This window comes from Ferrimonas kyonanensis DSM 18153, from assembly GCF_000425405.1.
GTDB lineage: Bacteria > Pseudomonadota > Gammaproteobacteria > Enterobacterales > Shewanellaceae > Ferrimonas > Ferrimonas kyonanensis.
The window spans coordinates 84,634-100,374 of sequence record NZ_KE384369.1; the positions used below are offsets into that span (position 1 = coordinate 84,634).

The window sequence follows — 15,741 nt, forward strand, 5'->3', positions numbered from 1 at the left end:
AAATACTCTACTAATCTTAGATAGATGCCTGTGAGAAGGAAATGAAATACGCGACATTAGTCTGGGTGAGCACTACTTGAACACTACCCGACAGGTTGCTGGCTCAAGCCGAACAATAGTTTGGCCTGGACTGTAAATTTAGGTTGTGAGAATTAAATTAAGGGCGAATGATTTCTCGCAATTTATGGTTTATTTTTAATCACATTGAAGCAGCGGAGAGCAGCTTGGCCGATCAACCAAATGAATTGGATCCCTCCAGAGAAGAGGTCAGTCACTTAGTCGAAAAGTTGAACCTGGCAAAAGAGGCGCAGCAGGAGTCGCTGTTTGAGCAAGCCATAGAGCTGGTTGAATCTGGTGAGATCGCCTTGTTGCTCGAATCTTTGCCCATTGGTGCCCGCTTAGAGCGGTGGCACCAGGTGGCTCAGGATGAACAACTGGATGTGTTGGTGGCGATGCGCGGCGAAGCCCGGGGAGCCATTCTGCGCACGCTGCCCGAGTCGACCCTAGCGGCGTTACTCGATAGAGTCGACGCCGAGTCGCTGGTGGAACTTGCGGATGATCTCCCCGGGGCCATAGTGGACGACGCGGTCAGCAGAATGACCGCCAAGCAGCGTGATTGGTATGAACAAGCCAACCAGTACGGCGATGATGAAGTGGGCCGGTACCTGAACCACGAGATGGTATTGGTGCCCTCAGGTGCTAGGGCAGGCGATGCTCTGAGGGTGTTGCTTCGCAGCCGTTATCCTTTCAGTGATCAGGCCTATCTGGTGGATGCCGAGGGCCTGTACCGGGGCACCATTTCATTGAAGCAACTAGCTGGTCTGCCCTCGTCACAGACACTGAAAGAGGTTGAACTGCTGGAGTTAGCCCCGTTGCAAGCTGTCACCAGCTTAGTGAACGCCACCGAAGCGGTTGAACACTCAGATTTGAATGCCCTACCCGTCGTCGACATTGACGGCAGGTTGCTGGGGCGTATTAGCCTGCAGCTTGCACTGGAGTTGACTCGCGAAAAGTACGAGTCCAGATTGATGGCTACCGTAGGCCTGGACGAGGAAACCGACCTGTTTTCTCCTGTGTGGCAGAGCAGTAAAAGACGAGCATTGTGGCTGGGGATCAATCTGTTGACCGCACTGCTCGCCTCTTGGGTGATTGGCAGGTTCGAAACGACTCTGGCGCAAGTGGTCTCTTTAGCTGTTTTGATGCCTATCGTCGCCTCCATGGGCGGCATCGCGGGCAGCCAAACATTGACCCTGGTCGTTCGCGGCCTGGCGATGGGCCAGCTGACTCGGGGCAACTTGCGAGCTCTACTTTCCAAGGAGATGGGCGTAGGCGCGCTTAACGGCATCGTTTGGTCGGTGATCATCGGTGCCGTTGCCAGCCTCTGGTTTGGCGATCTGGCCATCGGGTTGGTGATGGCCACGGCCATTGTCATTAATATCGTCGTGGCTGCCCTAGCCGGGGTGGTCATTCCGGTGGTGTTGGACCGACGTGATATTGACCCGGCCCTGTCGGGTTCGGTGGTCTTGACTACAGTCACCGATGTGGTGGGCTTTCTGACGTTTCTGGGGCTGGGCACCCTTGTCCTGATTCCCTGATTTCTGGTCGTTGAAGCGGTCAAGCGAGTCTAGCAGTCGTAGGAGGTTATATGGATAGCGAAAACCCGTCCTCATTACCGCGCGCCGGGTGGCGGGAGTGGGTCGCACTACCGGAACTGGGCATCGAGCGAATCAAGGCAAAGATGGACACCGGCGCTCGAACATCCTGCCTGCACGCCTTCTATACTCAAGTCTTCGAAAAGGAAGGCCGACCCTGGTTGGAGTTTCATGTCCATCCCAGCCAGGGTGATGTCGATACTGTGGTCATTTGTCAGTCTCCCATCGTCGACTGGAGGGATGTGAGCGACTCGGGAGGTCATGTGGAGAATCGGCCGGTGATCCTCACCCAGTTAACTCTGGGCCACGAAAGTTGGCCGGTGGAGATGACCGTCACCAATAGAGACACCATGAAGTTTCGCATGCTCATTGGTCGAACCGCTATGCGAGGACGACTAGTGATTGACTCCGACTCATCCTATTTGCTTGGAGAGCAATCCAAATGAAGATCGGCATACTGTCACGCAACAGCAAGCTTTATTCTACTCGGAGGCTTATTGAAGCCTGCGAACAACGTGGCCATCAGGCGGTCGTAATCGACGCCTTGCATTGCTATATGAACATCAACTCAGACCAGCCCAGTATCCATTCTAAGGGGGAGAGCCTCGATGATTTCTATGCCATCATTCCCAGAATTGGCGCCTCGGTCACCTTCTACGGCTGTGCCGTGCTTCGTCAATTCGAGATGATGGGCGTCTTCCCGGTCAACGAATCTGTCGCCATCACACGCTCCCGTGACAAACTGCGTTCGATGCAGTTGCTCTCCCGCCGTAAAGTGGGCATGCCGATCACCGGCTTTGCCAGTAAACCCGATGACATCAAAGATCTGTTAGACATGGTGGGTGGGGCACCGGTAGTGATCAAGTTGCTCGAGGGAACTCAGGGGATCGGCGTAGTACTGGCCGAAACCCGCAAGGCCGCCGAGAGCGTCATTGAAGCCTTTCTCGGCTTAAGGGTCAACATCATGGTCCAGGAATTCATCAAAGAGGCGGATGGCGCCGACATTCGTTGCTTTGTCATCGGCGATCGGGTCATCGCCGCCATGAAGCGCCAAGGTGCCGAGGGCGAGTTCCGCTCCAACCTGCACCGGGGCGGCAGCGCTTCACTGGTGCGCATCACCCCCGAGGAGCGGCGCACTGCAGTGGAAGCGGCCAAGGTGATGGGGCTGAGGGTGGCCGGGGTCGATCTGCTGAGATCGAACCGGGGCCCTTTGGTCATGGAGGTCAACTCCTCACCCGGCCTGGAGGGAATCGAGTCTGCCACAGGTAAGGACGTTGCCGGCATGATCATTGAATACATAGAGAAAAACGCCAAACCCCAAAGGACACGCACACGTGGCAAGGGCTAAGACTAATCGCGGCTTCGAAATTGGCGGGCTTGAGGTGGCACCAGGTCATCGGCGGACCATACAGCTCGATGTTGCCCAGCTCTATACCCATACCCCTCTAACCATTCCCGTGGAGGTGGTGAACGGACGGCTGGAGGGGCCTGTATTGCTGATCAGTGCCGCCATTCATGGCGATGAGCTGAACGGCGTCGAGGTAGTGCGGCAGATCCTCTCTCTGATGGAACCGCTCAAACTCAAGGGAACCCTGGTGGCGGTACCCGTGGTCAATGTGTTTGGTCTGATTCAAAAGAGCCGTTATCTGCCGGATCGGCGCGATCTGAACCGCTGCTTTCCCGGTAGCCTTAAAGGCTCCATCGCCGCCCGACTCGCCCATCAGTTCTTCCATCAGGTGGTGACTCGGTGCAGTCACATCATCGATCTGCACACCGCCGCGGTGCACAGAACCAACCTGCCTCAGCTCAGAGCCAACCTGGATGACCCGCTAAGCAGCGCCATGGCCCAGGCGTTCGGTGCGCCAGTGGTAATCAACGCCTCGACCCGTGATGGCTCACTCAGGGCGGTGGCTCAAGCCGCAGGAATTCCTGTGCTCACATTTGAGGGAGGCGAGGCGCTCAGATTCGATAGCGGCGCCATCAGCATGGCCGTCAAGGGGAGCATCAGGGTCATGCGTCACCTGGGGATGCTGCCCTCACGTCGCCGCAGCCAACCCAAACCCATGGTAGTGGCCTGCGCCACCTCCTGGGTGCGCGCGGCACAGGGTGGCATCATCCGCTCCCAGGTGGCTTTGGGCGCCAAGGTCAAGGAGGGCTCGGTGCTGGCGAAGATCGCTGCTCCCTTGGGCCATGATGAATTTACATTGCTGGCACCCAAGGAGGGGATCGTCATAGGCCAGCACACTTTGCCCCTGGTCAACGAAGGCGATGCCCTGTTCCACGTGGCCTATTTTGAACAACAGCAAGTTGAGGAAGCGTTGGCTCAGATCGACTCCCTGCTCGACGAAGAGCCCAACCGAGGGATTATCTATGACATAGATGAACCAGGATTGACCTGACTTTCAGGGATAAGGAGAAAAGCGGTGCAATAGATCCTAGCTAGGATGTTGATTCTGGCTTACGCCGCCGTCGGGAAATAGTCGCCCACGCCAATGAAAACTACGGACTAAGCAGGCCCATTAAAGCCTTTCGGGTGTGCTACCTTGTGAGGGAGGTCAATATGCTGCTCAAATCTGGTAAATTATTCTTTATCGAAACTATCGACTACTATTGCCCCCATAGATGCAGGCATTGAAATAATGATAACTCGTTTTAGTGCTACTAGTGGTTCTGATAGTAGCGGTAACTTATCGATACAAAATAGTACTAACATTACAACCATAGCTGTTATGAGATAAGCAACCACTATACGAAGAATAAAAACCAATTTACGCTCAGAAACATTACGTTGAAACACACTTTCGTAGGTGTATAACGTAAGAAACACAACTGACAAACTGAACAACATTGAAAGGTTGATGATTGGTAAGGTCTCGCCTAATCGCCAGGCTTCTTCAGAAAATGAAATTGGAACAGCAAGAGCAAATGCCCCAACAAATATTTGACTCGCATCTTCAAAATTAAAGCTATATTTCACCGTAGACTCCGGACATTTACTTAACAGCTCTCTTTATGCGGCAATTTTCAGCCTTTCACCCGGGAAACTCTTGCCGCATATCTGATGGTTTTAGCAGTGAGTCGGCAAAGCATTTGTAATGTATCAATGGATTAGATCAGGATCAACGCCCTTAGCCGCTTGCTTTTCAGCGCGAAAGACGACAACGTTATGTGTAGTAAACATTACTGACCAGTTCTGGTGCCAAAAGCATGGGCCTGACCCAGTTGAACCTAGAAGAGTCTCATTGGGCGGCGTTAGACGTCGCATTACAATCATTTACGTCCACAAAATGCTGAATATCAATAACGGTAGTGTCAAGGTTCCCGGAACTCGGTAGCGCTTACGCACTAACTTAAATCAAAGATCTCGTCTCGTATCAATTGCAGAAGTAAGAGTAGGGAACAGAAACTTCAACCAATGCTCAACCACAGGTTGGGGCGCAAAAGAGCTAAAGTTGGGCCGTGGGTTCGCCGATGTGACTTTGTAATCAGGCTGACATTCTGAGGCCACTGTCACTTTCAAAGAAATTATTGATAAACCAAGGGCTTGTGAAGCCAACAAGGCTGCTCGTTTGATAACCGGGTGCAAACGTTCAGTAACATCTTCAATGCGGCTGGTTGACTTTACTGAAGTGGCTTGATGCGGATGCTGTTCACCTGACTCTATGAGGCGCTCTCCAACCTTGGCTGCAAACACATCGTTGCCGATGACCAACACATCTAACTCTTGTCCAAAAATGCTCTCTCGAGCCACCCAGCTAGTCTTACTGCTCTTAACTAGATGCCAGGCCTCTTCCAGTTCGGCCTCAGTTTTCAATCCGAATAAACCCTGCTCATTATCAATGTCAGCTGCGGGCAACAGATCTATTGACCTGAAGGTCTCTAAAAGCGTCAATAATTCCGTTATCGAAGAGAGTAATCGCTGTGTCGGTACAGCAACATCAAAGCTCTTCAATAGTGAATTGCTAACTTGACGATCTTGACAAGACTCCAAGGCAACCGCGCTAGTCAGTTCAGAGAGCGATCCCATACAGAGCACTGACTGCCCAGCCCACTTCAATGAAAACAGCTCCCTACTAGCATCGTTGATCTGTACCGAGATTCCTAGTCGGCGGGCTTGATCAACCAGAGAATGGGTATTGGAACTGAGAGAGCTAAACTCGCACTCTGCTTCGCTTGTGAATAGTGGCTCATTGACCGCATTTCGATTCTTAACTGAGTAAACTGGAACACGTACAAACCCCATTTGCTCGGCCAATGAGCAATCGTCAAGTTCGTCATGCACTATCGACCAGTCCAGAAAATTACGGCCTTTCGTACCAAACTGTTTTGCCAGTTTCGCCATTAATCCGATGGCGACTCCAGTTACAGGAGGATTCTTAATAACGGCAAGCGACCAAGCGCTTGCGCCATTTTCAGGATCGTCGAATGCTAATTTATGGTCAATGCCGAAAACACACCCTAGTAATTGCCCCGTCTCTTCATCTTCTGCAATAAGCACGGACAACGCGGGTTCAGCAAACATCCTGTGAGTAAAATCTTCACCGAGATCCACCCGGCCCAAATCGAGCAATAATTTGTTTAGATTATATTCATCCCAACTTCCCATCATGGGGCGGATTCGCAACCGGGAAGACTCAAAAGCCTCCGGCTTAGGGTCTGACAAGTCGAGACGGTAAGTCAGCGAAGGGTCAATAAACAGTTTGTGTGGTGCTTTAGAAACCAGAATCTGGGGTTCCCTACAGTAGAACACCACATCTGACTGCGATAGATCTTCTTCGCTAAGGTGTTTTATCAACGCCTGGTGATCCGCGAAAGTGTGGCCAAACAAGACTCGCCCCCAGCCACAGTGAACCCGAGCCCTGCTTTTCATTACGCTCTTAGGCAGCTTAGGGGGCTCCCCCCAATGTTTAAGAGACGCCATTGATTGTATATCCACCGGGAGATTTTCTACTTTACCCATAAACTATTCCTTTTTGATTGCAATACCTACTGGCTGATAGCACCCCGCAATCTAGCTAGGCGTTACTCGGCACGATCAATAAGGTTACAGCTCTAATCATTGAAAATCAAAAACGCTTGCCAGCAAAGTATAAATCCTTTGAAATTCAGTGACTAGGAGTCGCATTGCATTTTCATTTCTACGAATATATCATTTGAGAACTATGCAATATTTCCACTGGAGTTACAATGAGACGAATTCTCTTCTCCATTCTTCTACTGGTTGTCGTTCTTTTGTTCAGTCACCCCTTGTTGGCAGATCCAGAGGCTCACATCAGCGAGCAGGATGTGCATAACACCGTCAATCAACTGGAAAAGCCACTCTACAGTCCATTTGTAGAGCGCTACCTTCTAGATGAGGTTAAGTCACTGAGAACCGAGTTGCAGGCCCAAAGATCAGAGTTCATCAGCGAGCTGAATAAAAAGCAGATGGCTCTTGCAAGCCACTCTGTTACCTATGCAACAGATACAGTGACCTACTTCTTTTATCTGGTGGCAGGAGCCTCATCGCTACTGGTGTTGGTCGGCTGGACCTCCATCAGAGACATCAAAGACAAAGCCTTAACTATGACTGATCAGGAAGTGACCAAATTGATCAGCCGCTATGAAAAACGCCTCAAAAGCGTAGAGGAGAAAATGAATGCCAAGGAGAAGCTGATATCTGAGAACAAGAGCGAATTGGAGCGAACTAACGAAGTTCACTCGTTATGGCTGAGAGCTAGCCAGGAAGTCAGTGAAGAACAGAAAATTACTATCTATGACCAAATCCTTCAGTTGCGTCCTGACGATGTAGAGGCACTTACCTATAAGGCAGACTCCGCTCTTGAACTCAGAGAACCCAAATGGGCAATCAACCTGTGTCGTCAAGCTTTACAGATAGACCCTGAAAATGGCCATGCCTTCTATCAATTAGCCTGTGCTTCATCTGCGCTCGGTGAATTGGAGGAGGCTTCTCAACATTTACAACGTGCTATCGAGATCTCATCAGACTACCTGGGGTACGCAGACACCGATCCACAATTGCTTCCACTTGCTGAAAGTGGCCGACTTACGGGGTTAACCATTAACTCACCTGAATAACAATCAAGTTTTACGTTTCAGTGATCGTCACAGGTGTCCGCTGATAATATAGTTTGATCAATATCTGGTGGTTCTTTGGGATCTTCACTTCTACTTCATGAGGGAGGTTTGATCACTTTGTCCGTCTCACTCTTGCCCAATGCTCGGATGACCGACAATAAAGTCTGATTACTTTACGTCTTGCACACGAGTTCGAATGGCTCGAAACGCCACAAAGGGGTCATTGGTGTCCACTAAAGCGGGTCAACTTCAAGTCACTCTTAAACAGTTTGTTATATTGGTTTTTCTACGCTCAGGAATGCTTCTCCTACTTCTTTTACATAGTTCTCAATAATTTTCATAAATATCGCTGAGTCACTGTAATCTAGACCACTATCGTTATCTTCTATATAAGTTGTCAGAAAAACAGACGTAATTTGAGCTAAAGCAATTGCCGTAAAATGAGCTGGCTCTGTAAGCCCAGAGTTAGACTGACCACAAAGTAACAAGTCTTCTTTAGCTTCTCTCATTGCGTACAGGGAAGCCATTTCATAATAGTCAGCATGCACATTGCGACTTGCTAGTTTGTAATTATGAGACCATTTATCTAACTCAACGAACTCTCTTAGCTTATCGATTTTCTTGTAACCTGTATGCTCCCTAGCCCAGTGCCAGCCTGAATTACCTTTTGTGATGCTGTGTTTAAGTTGAGCGTATGATTCTGCCTCTTGCTCAGAGAAGGTTTCTTGTCCCATCGCGTCAGCGTTTTTTCGATGCTCCTCAACTCCCTCTGCCGTTTGTACCATGCCATGCTTAATATAATCAATGGCAGCGGCACGACCGCACTTTTTAATAACTAAACACGTAACAACCATTTCATATAAAGTCCGCCAACGCGCCAATGCTGCATCCGGGTAACCCCCCTCTAACAAGTGAATGATTTCCCCTGTTATGCGACACGCGTGAGCGTGCTGTCTCATGAAAACACCTATCAACTCGTCAGTTTCGTATTTAGGTATCTTAATAAATTGCTGTCGAAAGTTCATACCCGCCTGTAAGCAGGTTTCTCTTAGTGCATGAAGTTTGCTAAAACCTAGATTCCAACGTTCACGATTTCTTTTTAAGAAAGCATCATGTTCTAACATAATACGTTTAACTTTCTCTTCTTCTTGCATATTTGCATTTTCAATCAAGATCGATGATGCAAGCTCAATGACACAATCACAATTAACTTTACTGTCACTTTCTCGGATCTTTTCTTCCGCAACCCTCAATAGTTCCTCAAACAACTTCAACTCCTAAATACCAATATAACGCCATTCCTAAAACATTTATCCTGTTGAAGAATTCATTGGCCTCCTTGTTCAATACGCTCTATTGATTTTGTTATATCGTCTCGTTTTGAGTCAATTGATTGAAGATTTTTTAATGCCTTTAGTGCAGGCTCTTTAAGTAATTCATGCTTGAGAGCAAGCAAGGTTATTGATTCTATCGCTGCATCTTGTGAAGCACCACCTACAGATGAAGTGACGATGGCTTTATCTAAGTCAATTTTCCCTGTCTGGCTTTCTTTGATTAAGTGGGCAACCATAGTTTCAGATAGGAAATCATCTTTTCTCGCGTGGACTGTTTCAACCAATTTTGTGAATAAGTTCATCAACTTAATTTGAGACTCTATTTCAGCAGCTTTTTTTAACCTAACTTCTGCGTTAATTTTTAGCCTTATTGTAGAAAATGACTTCCAGATACCAACAACTATCGCAATCAAAGCAGCCATAGGTGTAACGTTAGAAATTATCTCAGACAACATTTTTAAGCACTCCACTATACTTCTCCATAGGGTTAAGAACTTAATATTTGGCAAATCGCCACCTTTCTCCCTGATCGAACCTATCGCATACCTGCACGGTATGGCAGCGTGTTATGCGCAGTTTTTCAAATGTATCAGTGCATTAAATGGTGATCAACCACCTTGAATGTTCTATTGTCAACACGAAAGACAGCTCTGTTTTCTACAAAAGGCGGCAACGTCAGGCGTGGTAGATACCAATGACCGGAATTGGCGCCATTGCAGCCATTGACCAGCCGCCACACAGGTGAGATTTAACAGACACCCGTCGCAGTGCGCCGTTAACGCTGGCAGGCCAATAGCCCCGGCAGAAGCATCAATGGTATAGTGTCGGCAAGAATCACCAATGAGAACGCCGATGGCCGTAATCCCTAAGAACTATGCCTCGCTGGAGCAAGGCTACCGTGATAAAGCCCTGAAACTGTTTCCCTGGGTGTGTGGCCGCTGTGCCCGTGAGTTTGTCTACTCCAACCTGCGGGAACTGACGGTGCACCACATCGATCACGACCACACCAACAACCCCAATGACGGCTCCAACTGGGAGTTGCTGTGCCTGTATTGCCACGATCATGAGCACTCCAAGTACACCGATGCGGCTCAGTACGGCTCCACCGTCGAAGCCGGCGCCGATCTCAAGCATGAGGCCGCCACCAGCAACCCCTTCGCCAATCTCAAGGCAATGATGGAAAAGAAAAACGGCTAACCGGCCGTTATTGCGGCGCGTTCAGTGGAATACGAACGCGCCCGTTGCTGCACAGCAGTCGCCGTGACGCCAGCAACAACGACACCGCCGCCGATACCGACACCATCACCAAAATCGCCACCATGATGACAATCTGGTATTTGATCGCCACCATGGGGTCGGTGCCACCCAGAATCTGACCGGTCATCATCCCCGGCAACGACACCAATCCGGTGGTACTGATGGTCGCCAGCAGCGGCGCCATCGACTGGCTCAGCGCCGATTGCAAAAATGGTTGCACCGCCTGCGCCGGTGTCGCCCCCAGCACCAACGCCCCCTGATACTCGCCCTGACGTTCGCCAAGCGCCGTCACAAACCGTTGCAGGGCCATAATGTTGCCACTGAGGCTGTTGCCCAGCAGCATGCCGGCCATGGGGATCAGGTACTGGGCATTGTAAAACGGCTCCGGCCTCACCAACCCCAGCACCATCACAAACAACACCGGTACCAACGCCAGCCCCAGGCCCAATATCACCGGCATCAATGCCAGTGACCGCGGCAGGTGAGTCTTGCTGACCACCGAGGACGCGCCAATGAGCACCATCGCCAGCAACCACAACAGGTTCAGTGCCAGACTGTCCAGATCAAACAGAAACTGCAGATACAGGCCCACCAGAACCAACTGAGCCACCATGCGCATCACCGCCCAGGCGCCCTCCCTGCCCATCGACAGCCGAAAGTGGCGATTGATCCACGCCGGCACCAATAAGATGGAGAGAAACAGCAGCAGTTGCCACCAGGCAATGTCGATAACGCCGGCCATGTAAATCGGTTTCCTGTACGTATAAAGAGGTAAGCGATGGGGAGGTCTTGGCTATTGAAGCAGTTGCCGCAGGTAAAAAGCAATTGAATTTACACCAGCCTGACCCAAGATTAATAAAGTATCGACAGCAGGTTAGTGAAAGTCAGTTGCGACAATACCGGTCTGTATTGTAAGCATTCACGCCATTTTCTTAACCAGGAACGCCGAGTTGCCATGACCCGAGACTACTCGATACTGCAAAGCATTAAGATCAGCGTGTTGTTTATCACCGCCTTGTGGGGCGTGCTGGTGCTCGACAGCCTGTTCAGCCTGCACCTGGGTCACCTTGGGGTGTACCCCAGAGTCGAAATGGGGCTGATAGGCATCGTCACCGCACCGCTGATCCACGGCCACGCGGAGCATCTGGCGGCCAACAGCCTGGGGCTGCTGGTACTGGGGTCGGCACTGATCTATGGCTATCCGAGATCACGTTGGCCGGTGATCATCATCATCTGGCTGGCATCGGGGTTTGGCGTGTGGCTGTTCGGCCGTTCCAGTTTCCATTTTGGTGCCAGCGGCCTCACCCACGGGCTGTTTTTCTACCTGTTCTTTATCAGCCTGCTGAGGCGAGACAGGCGCTCCATCGCCTTGATGATGATCGCCTTTTTCATGTTTGGCGGCATGTTGATGAGCATCTTTCCCAGGGATCCGGACATCTCATTTGAATACCACCTGTTTGGTGGGCTTGCGGGTCTAGGCTGTGCGTTGGCGTTTCGCAATTGGGATCCCCTGCCCGAGACCAAACACTACTCGTGGGAAAATCAGACCGACGGCAACGACGACGATGCCATCGGCGATCTCTGGCAGCAGTCACCCGAAGAGGTTGCAGCCCGGCGCGACGATGCCGACAAACCGGGCCCGAAGGCCTAACTAGGCGGGCTCTGCGTCAGTCTCCAGCGACGGTTCAACCGTCTTGGCATCGTCGGCGCCCAACCACTCCACCACCAAGTTGGTAAAGCGCTCGGGTTCTTCGGCCATGACCCAGTGGCCAGTGGGAAACGCCTCAACCCGGTTGCCGGCTTTGGCGGCCATCTCCGCCTCCCATTTACGGGAGTGGAAGGTCACCTTCTTGTCGGCGCCATAGATGAACAGCAACGGACACTCCACTTTAAGCGGCAACACCCCCAGCGGCTTTTTGGTCAGGGTATGGCTCCACTTCCACCAGTAGGAATAGGTCATGCCGCTGTGAATGCTGGCCGGCTCGCCCGGTGCCTTCAATATCGACGCCATCTTACGGGTCATGGCATCACCGATGCCGCCGCCGATGTTCCAGGCGGTCGCCAGCCACAGTTGATAGCCGGCAATAAACAGCTTGGCCTTGGTGGGGATCTCATGATCCCGGGAACCGGCGTCGCCGATGTCCACCGCCACGATGCGTTTCACCCGTGAACTATGGCGCAGGTAGTATTGATAACCGAAGACACAGCCCCAATCGTGAATCAGCAGCGTCACCGGCTTGTCCGGGCTGACGGCATCGACAATGGCGGCGATCTGGTCAATCAAAGCCTGCAGATCATACATCCTGCGAACGTGGGCCCGATCGTAGCCCGGCAAGGTAAAGCGAATGCAGCGATGATTCGCCTGCAGCGCCTCCACCTGACGGTCCCACAGCCTGTGGGTGTCCGGCCAGCCGTGGATCATCACCACGGTGTCATCGCCCTGCCCCTGTTCCAGCACTTCAATGCCATTAACGTGAATTCGTTTTTCCATTATTCCGTTCCCTGCGACACATTAGAGTTATTACTCTAATTCCATTGTGGCTACTAAACCTTGATCTGGATTAGATTCGCCAGTGAAAAAACACAACCAATATCACACCCTTACGCCGGATACAAAAAAGGCGGCCCGCGGCCGCCTGTTTGCATGACTGAGCCCTTAACGGGTCAAAAACCACTCAAAGTGGCTGTGACTCTTGAGCGCCTTGGTCGAGCCTTTCAAGCTGAAGGGATAGCCGCACAGCTTAAAGCTGCCACGGCGGGCAATCTGCCGAATCAAGATCTCGGTATCCATCGGCGAAAACGTCGCTAAGTAAAAGCCGTCGGCTTCCACGTCCACTCGATAGGGGCGGTAGGCACTGTCGTCATTGAACACCAGTTCGGCGCAACTGGTATCGCCCTTTGCGGTCTCCAGCGACCACAGTTCGCCAACGGGGGCATCGTCCCCCTGCCAGCGCACGCTTAAGGTGCCGTTGTCCAGCCACAGCCAGTACTGATCCGGCATCTCCAGAATCGCCTCGGCTCTGGGTTTCACCACTTCCGACTCAGGGGCGACTTCGGGCTGGCTGACGCTGTCGCTGCTCTGCTCCGCCTCCCAGTTCAGCTGGCCGGCCCAAGGCACCAGCATCGCCGTCACCAGCAGCAGCGCCACTGCGGCTTTCAGTGCCAGCGGCAACTTCAGCAGCGCCCCGAAGGAGCGACGCCACAGCGTCAGGTACAGCTGATGGGCGTCTGGCAGTTCATCCTGTACCGCAGCGGTAACCGACGGCGGCGTTTCCAGTGCCTCGCCCCCGATCAGCGACGGCTCAACCCGGCGGGAATACAGCGCATCGCCACGGTCATTGGCCATCATCGGCCCATGATAGCCCCCGATCATGCCGTCGCCGTCGCCCTTACCGGGGCGAATCGCCAGTTGGGCGGTGGCCAGCAACCACACCAGCGCCATGATGATAAATACCGTCATGGTCAGGTAGGGCAACGCCACCAACAACACCATTGAGGTCGCTACCGGCGCCACGACCGGCCAGCCCGTTAGCCTGGCATCACGGCCCCGGCGCCAGGCAGACTCCTTGAGCACAGGGTACAGCAACAGCGCCACCAGCAACGCCACATAGGGCGCCACCAGAGGCAATGCCAGAAACAGACTGATGATCACCAGAGACGCAAGCAAGCCGCCAGCCTGAATGGCAACAAACCGAAGCGGGTTGTCCTGACCCTGATGGCAAAAAAGAGTTTTCAATGAGGTTCCCAAAGCACTGTCCAAACTACCCCTACAAGGGTACCGAAATCTGGCAAAACTGTCAGTGCAAAATGTCACCAGTCAATGTTTCAGGCCGCTGTGGCCGCTTTCAGAGGAACAATTTCGGCAATTGGCGCCGGTGCGGTTTGTACAACTACACTTACAACTTATTGCTTCATTGAGGATTTGTATGTTCAAAGCCTGGCTTTTAATCCTGTGTCTGCTCAGCCCATCCATCGCCGCCGACCCTCAGGTGGCGCCGCTACCGGCCACCCCCAGCGACGACACTTTTGCCGATGTCTGGCCCATCATGGCGTCACCGATGACCGGCGACCTCGATGCCATGATCGCTCGGGGAGAGATTCGAATCCTGACCACCTTCAGTCTCGGCTGGTATTACATCGATGGCGGCCACCCGATGGGCATCACCTATGAAAATGGCCGTAATTTCGAAGCCTTTGCCCGCCGCATTCTGGGCGCGCCGGCCAAACTGCTGAAAGTCACGCTGATCCCGGTGCGCCGTGATCAGCTTATCCCCTACCTGATGCAGGGCTACGGCGATCTGATCTTTGCCAACCTCACCATTACCGAGCGTCGCCAGAGCCAGATCGCGTTCTCGGCGCCGGTCAGTGACGACACTCAGGAGCTGATCGTAACCACCGACCAGTTCGGCAAAGCCACCACCTTGCACCAGCTGGCCGGGAAACGGATCACCGTTCGCCGTGAATCGAGTTATTACGACAGCCTGATGGCCATGAACGAACGGCTGAAACGCAAGGGCCGTCAGGAGATACAGATAGAACTGGCGGATCCCCGGCTGGAGGACGAAGACCTGCTCAAGTTCGTCAGCAGCGGTGTGTTGGGGGCCACCGTCATCGACAAGCATAAACTGCCGGTGTGGTTAAAACGCTACCCCAACCTGGTCACCCTCGACGCTGTGCCGCTTCGAAGTGGCGGTCATGTCGCCTACGGCCTTCGCAAAAACAGCCCGCAGTTGCAATCGCTGATAGATCGTTATGCCACCACCTATCGCTCCGGCGGTCACACGGTTAACGTGCTTCACCATCGCTTCCTACAAAACGATCGCTGGCTGACCCATGCCCGTTCTTCCAACAACCTCGACACCCTGGCCCAGTTGCAGACCTGGTTCGAGACCTACGGCGAACAGTATCATTTCGACTGGGTGCTGCTGGCCTCGTTCGCCTACCAGGAGTCAAAATTCAAACAGACCGCACGCAGCAGTGCCGGTGCGGTGGGGATCATGCAGGTGCTGCCCTCCACGGCCGCCGACAGGCGGGTGGCCATCAAAAACATTCATGAACCAGAAAACAACATCCACGCCGGCACCAAGTACCTGTCGGTGATTCGAAGTAGCTACTTTGATGACGAGGCCCTGACCCCGTTTAACCAGATGATCTTTAGCATCGCCGCTTACAACGCTGGCCCCAACCGCATCAATCGACTTCGGCAACAGGCGGCCCAGCGGGGGCTGGATCCCAATCGCTGGTTTGGCAATGTTGAGTATCTCGCCGCTGCCCGAATCGGTGCCGAAACCGTTAACTACGTGGCCAACATCTATCGCTATTACATTGTATACAAGCGAGGCCTAAGCGAACTTGGGCAGAAGCGTCAATTGCAGCGCGCCATGGAGGGAACGGGCAACAGCGGCAATTTGCCCTAAACT

Annotated in this window: 15 protein-coding genes; 8 read left to right on the plus strand and 7 right to left on the minus strand. The window is 52.4% G+C overall.

What is annotated here, in order from left to right:
* The first annotated feature begins 224 nt into the window (after positions 1-224).
* Genes H598_RS0121690 through H598_RS0121705 form a run of 4 tightly spaced genes read left to right on the plus strand, consistent with a single transcriptional unit; the run spans position 225 to position 4,051 of the window.
* Positions 225-1,595, plus strand: coding sequence for a magnesium transporter (locus tag H598_RS0121690; RefSeq protein WP_245595636.1), 1,371 nt, complete (start codon positions 225-227; stop codon positions 1,593-1,595).
* Positions 1,596-1,645: 50 nt separating this feature from the next.
* Entirely contained in the window at positions 1,646-2,098 is a 453-nt protein-coding gene (locus H598_RS0121695; protein WP_028114883.1) for an ATP-dependent zinc protease family protein, read from the plus strand.
* Positions 2,095-3,000 carry a 30S ribosomal protein S6--L-glutamate ligase gene (gene rimK / locus H598_RS0121700; protein ID WP_028114884.1) on the plus strand — a complete coding sequence of 302 codons (906 nt, stop codon included), beginning with the start codon at positions 2,095-2,097 and terminating at the stop codon, positions 2,998-3,000. The genes H598_RS0121695 and rimK overlap by 4 nt, the downstream gene beginning before the upstream one ends.
* A complete protein-coding gene (locus tag H598_RS0121705) occupies positions 2,987-4,051 on the plus strand; it encodes a succinylglutamate desuccinylase/aspartoacylase family protein (protein ID WP_028114885.1) in 1,065 nt (354 codons plus the stop codon). The genes rimK and H598_RS0121705 overlap by 14 nt, the downstream gene beginning before the upstream one ends.
* Before the next feature lie 182 nt (positions 4,052-4,233).
* Here the strand turns inward: H598_RS0121705 and H598_RS26225 are convergent, their stop codons facing one another.
* Both H598_RS26225 and H598_RS0121710 read right to left on the minus strand, forming a co-directional pair.
* The gene (locus tag H598_RS26225) at positions 4,234-4,629 is read right to left on the minus strand and encodes a DUF2391 family protein (protein ID WP_084144591.1); all 396 of its coding nucleotides are present in this window, start codon (positions 4,627-4,629) and stop codon (positions 4,234-4,236) included.
* A 378-nt stretch (positions 4,630-5,007) separates the two neighbouring features.
* Positions 5,008-6,612 carry a hypothetical protein gene (locus tag H598_RS0121710; RefSeq protein ID WP_028114886.1) on the minus strand — a complete coding sequence of 535 codons (1,605 nt, stop codon included), beginning with the start codon at positions 6,610-6,612 and terminating at the stop codon, positions 5,008-5,010.
* Between the two features lie 227 nt (positions 6,613-6,839).
* Between H598_RS0121710 and H598_RS25235 the strand changes: the two genes are divergently transcribed.
* Complete coding sequence (locus H598_RS25235) at positions 6,840-7,730, plus strand: TPR end-of-group domain-containing protein (protein ID WP_051252942.1); 891 nt, start codon at positions 6,840-6,842, stop codon at positions 7,728-7,730.
* A 272-nt stretch (positions 7,731-8,002) separates the two neighbouring features.
* Here H598_RS25235 and H598_RS0121720 read toward each other — a convergent pair whose 3' ends face one another.
* A complete protein-coding gene (locus H598_RS0121720; RefSeq protein ID WP_028114887.1) occupies positions 8,003-8,998 on the minus strand; it encodes a DUF5677 domain-containing protein in 996 nt (331 codons plus the stop codon).
* Positions 8,999-9,057: 59 nt separating this feature from the next.
* On the minus strand, positions 9,058-9,534 hold the full coding sequence (locus H598_RS0121725) for a hypothetical protein (protein ID WP_035416429.1): 477 nt from the start codon (positions 9,532-9,534) through the stop codon (positions 9,058-9,060).
* Between the two features lie 382 nt (positions 9,535-9,916).
* On the opposite strand from H598_RS0121725, the gene H598_RS0121730 reads away from it, so the two are divergent.
* On the plus strand, positions 9,917-10,261 hold the full coding sequence (locus tag H598_RS0121730) for a YajD family HNH nuclease (protein ID WP_028114889.1): 345 nt from the start codon (positions 9,917-9,919) through the stop codon (positions 10,259-10,261).
* A gap of 7 nt (positions 10,262-10,268) precedes the next feature.
* On the opposite strand, the gene H598_RS0121735 is transcribed toward H598_RS0121730, so the two are convergent.
* Positions 10,269-11,063 (minus strand): ABC transporter permease, encoded by a 795-nt coding sequence (locus tag H598_RS0121735; protein ID WP_028114890.1) that lies wholly within the window; start codon positions 11,061-11,063, stop codon positions 10,269-10,271.
* Between the two features lie 213 nt (positions 11,064-11,276).
* On the opposite strand from H598_RS0121735, the gene H598_RS0121740 reads away from it, so the two are divergent.
* On the plus strand, positions 11,277-11,972 hold the full coding sequence (locus H598_RS0121740; RefSeq protein ID WP_028114891.1) for a rhomboid family intramembrane serine protease: 696 nt from the start codon (positions 11,277-11,279) through the stop codon (positions 11,970-11,972).
* Here H598_RS0121740 and H598_RS25240 read toward each other — a convergent pair whose 3' ends face one another.
* Positions 11,973-12,812 (minus strand): alpha/beta fold hydrolase, encoded by an 840-nt coding sequence (locus H598_RS25240; protein WP_051252943.1) that lies wholly within the window; start codon positions 12,810-12,812, stop codon positions 11,973-11,975. It lies immediately after the preceding gene.
* 165 nt (positions 12,813-12,977) lie between these two features.
* Entirely contained in the window at positions 12,978-14,057 is a 1,080-nt protein-coding gene (locus tag H598_RS0121750) for a hypothetical protein (protein ID WP_028114892.1), read from the minus strand.
* 190 nt (positions 14,058-14,247) lie between these two features.
* Between H598_RS0121750 and H598_RS25245 the strand changes: the two genes are divergently transcribed.
* The gene (locus tag H598_RS25245) at positions 14,248-15,738 is read left to right on the plus strand and encodes an MltF family protein (RefSeq protein ID WP_051252944.1); all 1,491 of its coding nucleotides are present in this window, start codon (positions 14,248-14,250) and stop codon (positions 15,736-15,738) included.
* The last annotated feature ends 3 nt before the right edge of the window (positions 15,739-15,741 follow it).

Bases quoted from the DNA above. Each gene is read 5' to 3' on its own strand.
- H598_RS0121695 (WP_028114883.1), top strand. From the start codon at position 1,646: ATGGATAGCGAAAACCCGTCCTCATTACCGCGCGCCGGGTGGCGGGAG.
- rimK (WP_028114884.1), top strand. From the start codon at position 2,095: ATGAAGATCGGCATACTGTCACGCAACAGCAAGCTTTATTCTACTCGG.
- H598_RS0121710 (WP_028114886.1), bottom strand. From the start codon at position 6,612: ATGGGTAAAGTAGAAAATCTCCCGGTGGATATACAATCAATGGCGTCT.
- H598_RS25235 (WP_051252942.1), top strand. From the start codon at position 6,840: ATGAGACGAATTCTCTTCTCCATTCTTCTACTGGTTGTCGTTCTTTTG.
- H598_RS0121730 (WP_028114889.1), top strand. From the start codon at position 9,917: ATGGCCGTAATCCCTAAGAACTATGCCTCGCTGGAGCAAGGCTACCGT.
- H598_RS0121735 (WP_028114890.1), bottom strand. From the start codon at position 11,063: ATGGCCGGCGTTATCGACATTGCCTGGTGGCAACTGCTGCTGTTTCTC.
- H598_RS0121740 (WP_028114891.1), top strand. From the start codon at position 11,277: ATGACCCGAGACTACTCGATACTGCAAAGCATTAAGATCAGCGTGTTG.
- H598_RS25240 (WP_051252943.1), bottom strand. From the start codon at position 12,812: ATGGAAAAACGAATTCACGTTAATGGCATTGAAGTGCTGGAACAGGGG.
- H598_RS25245 (WP_051252944.1), top strand. From the start codon at position 14,248: ATGTTCAAAGCCTGGCTTTTAATCCTGTGTCTGCTCAGCCCATCCATC.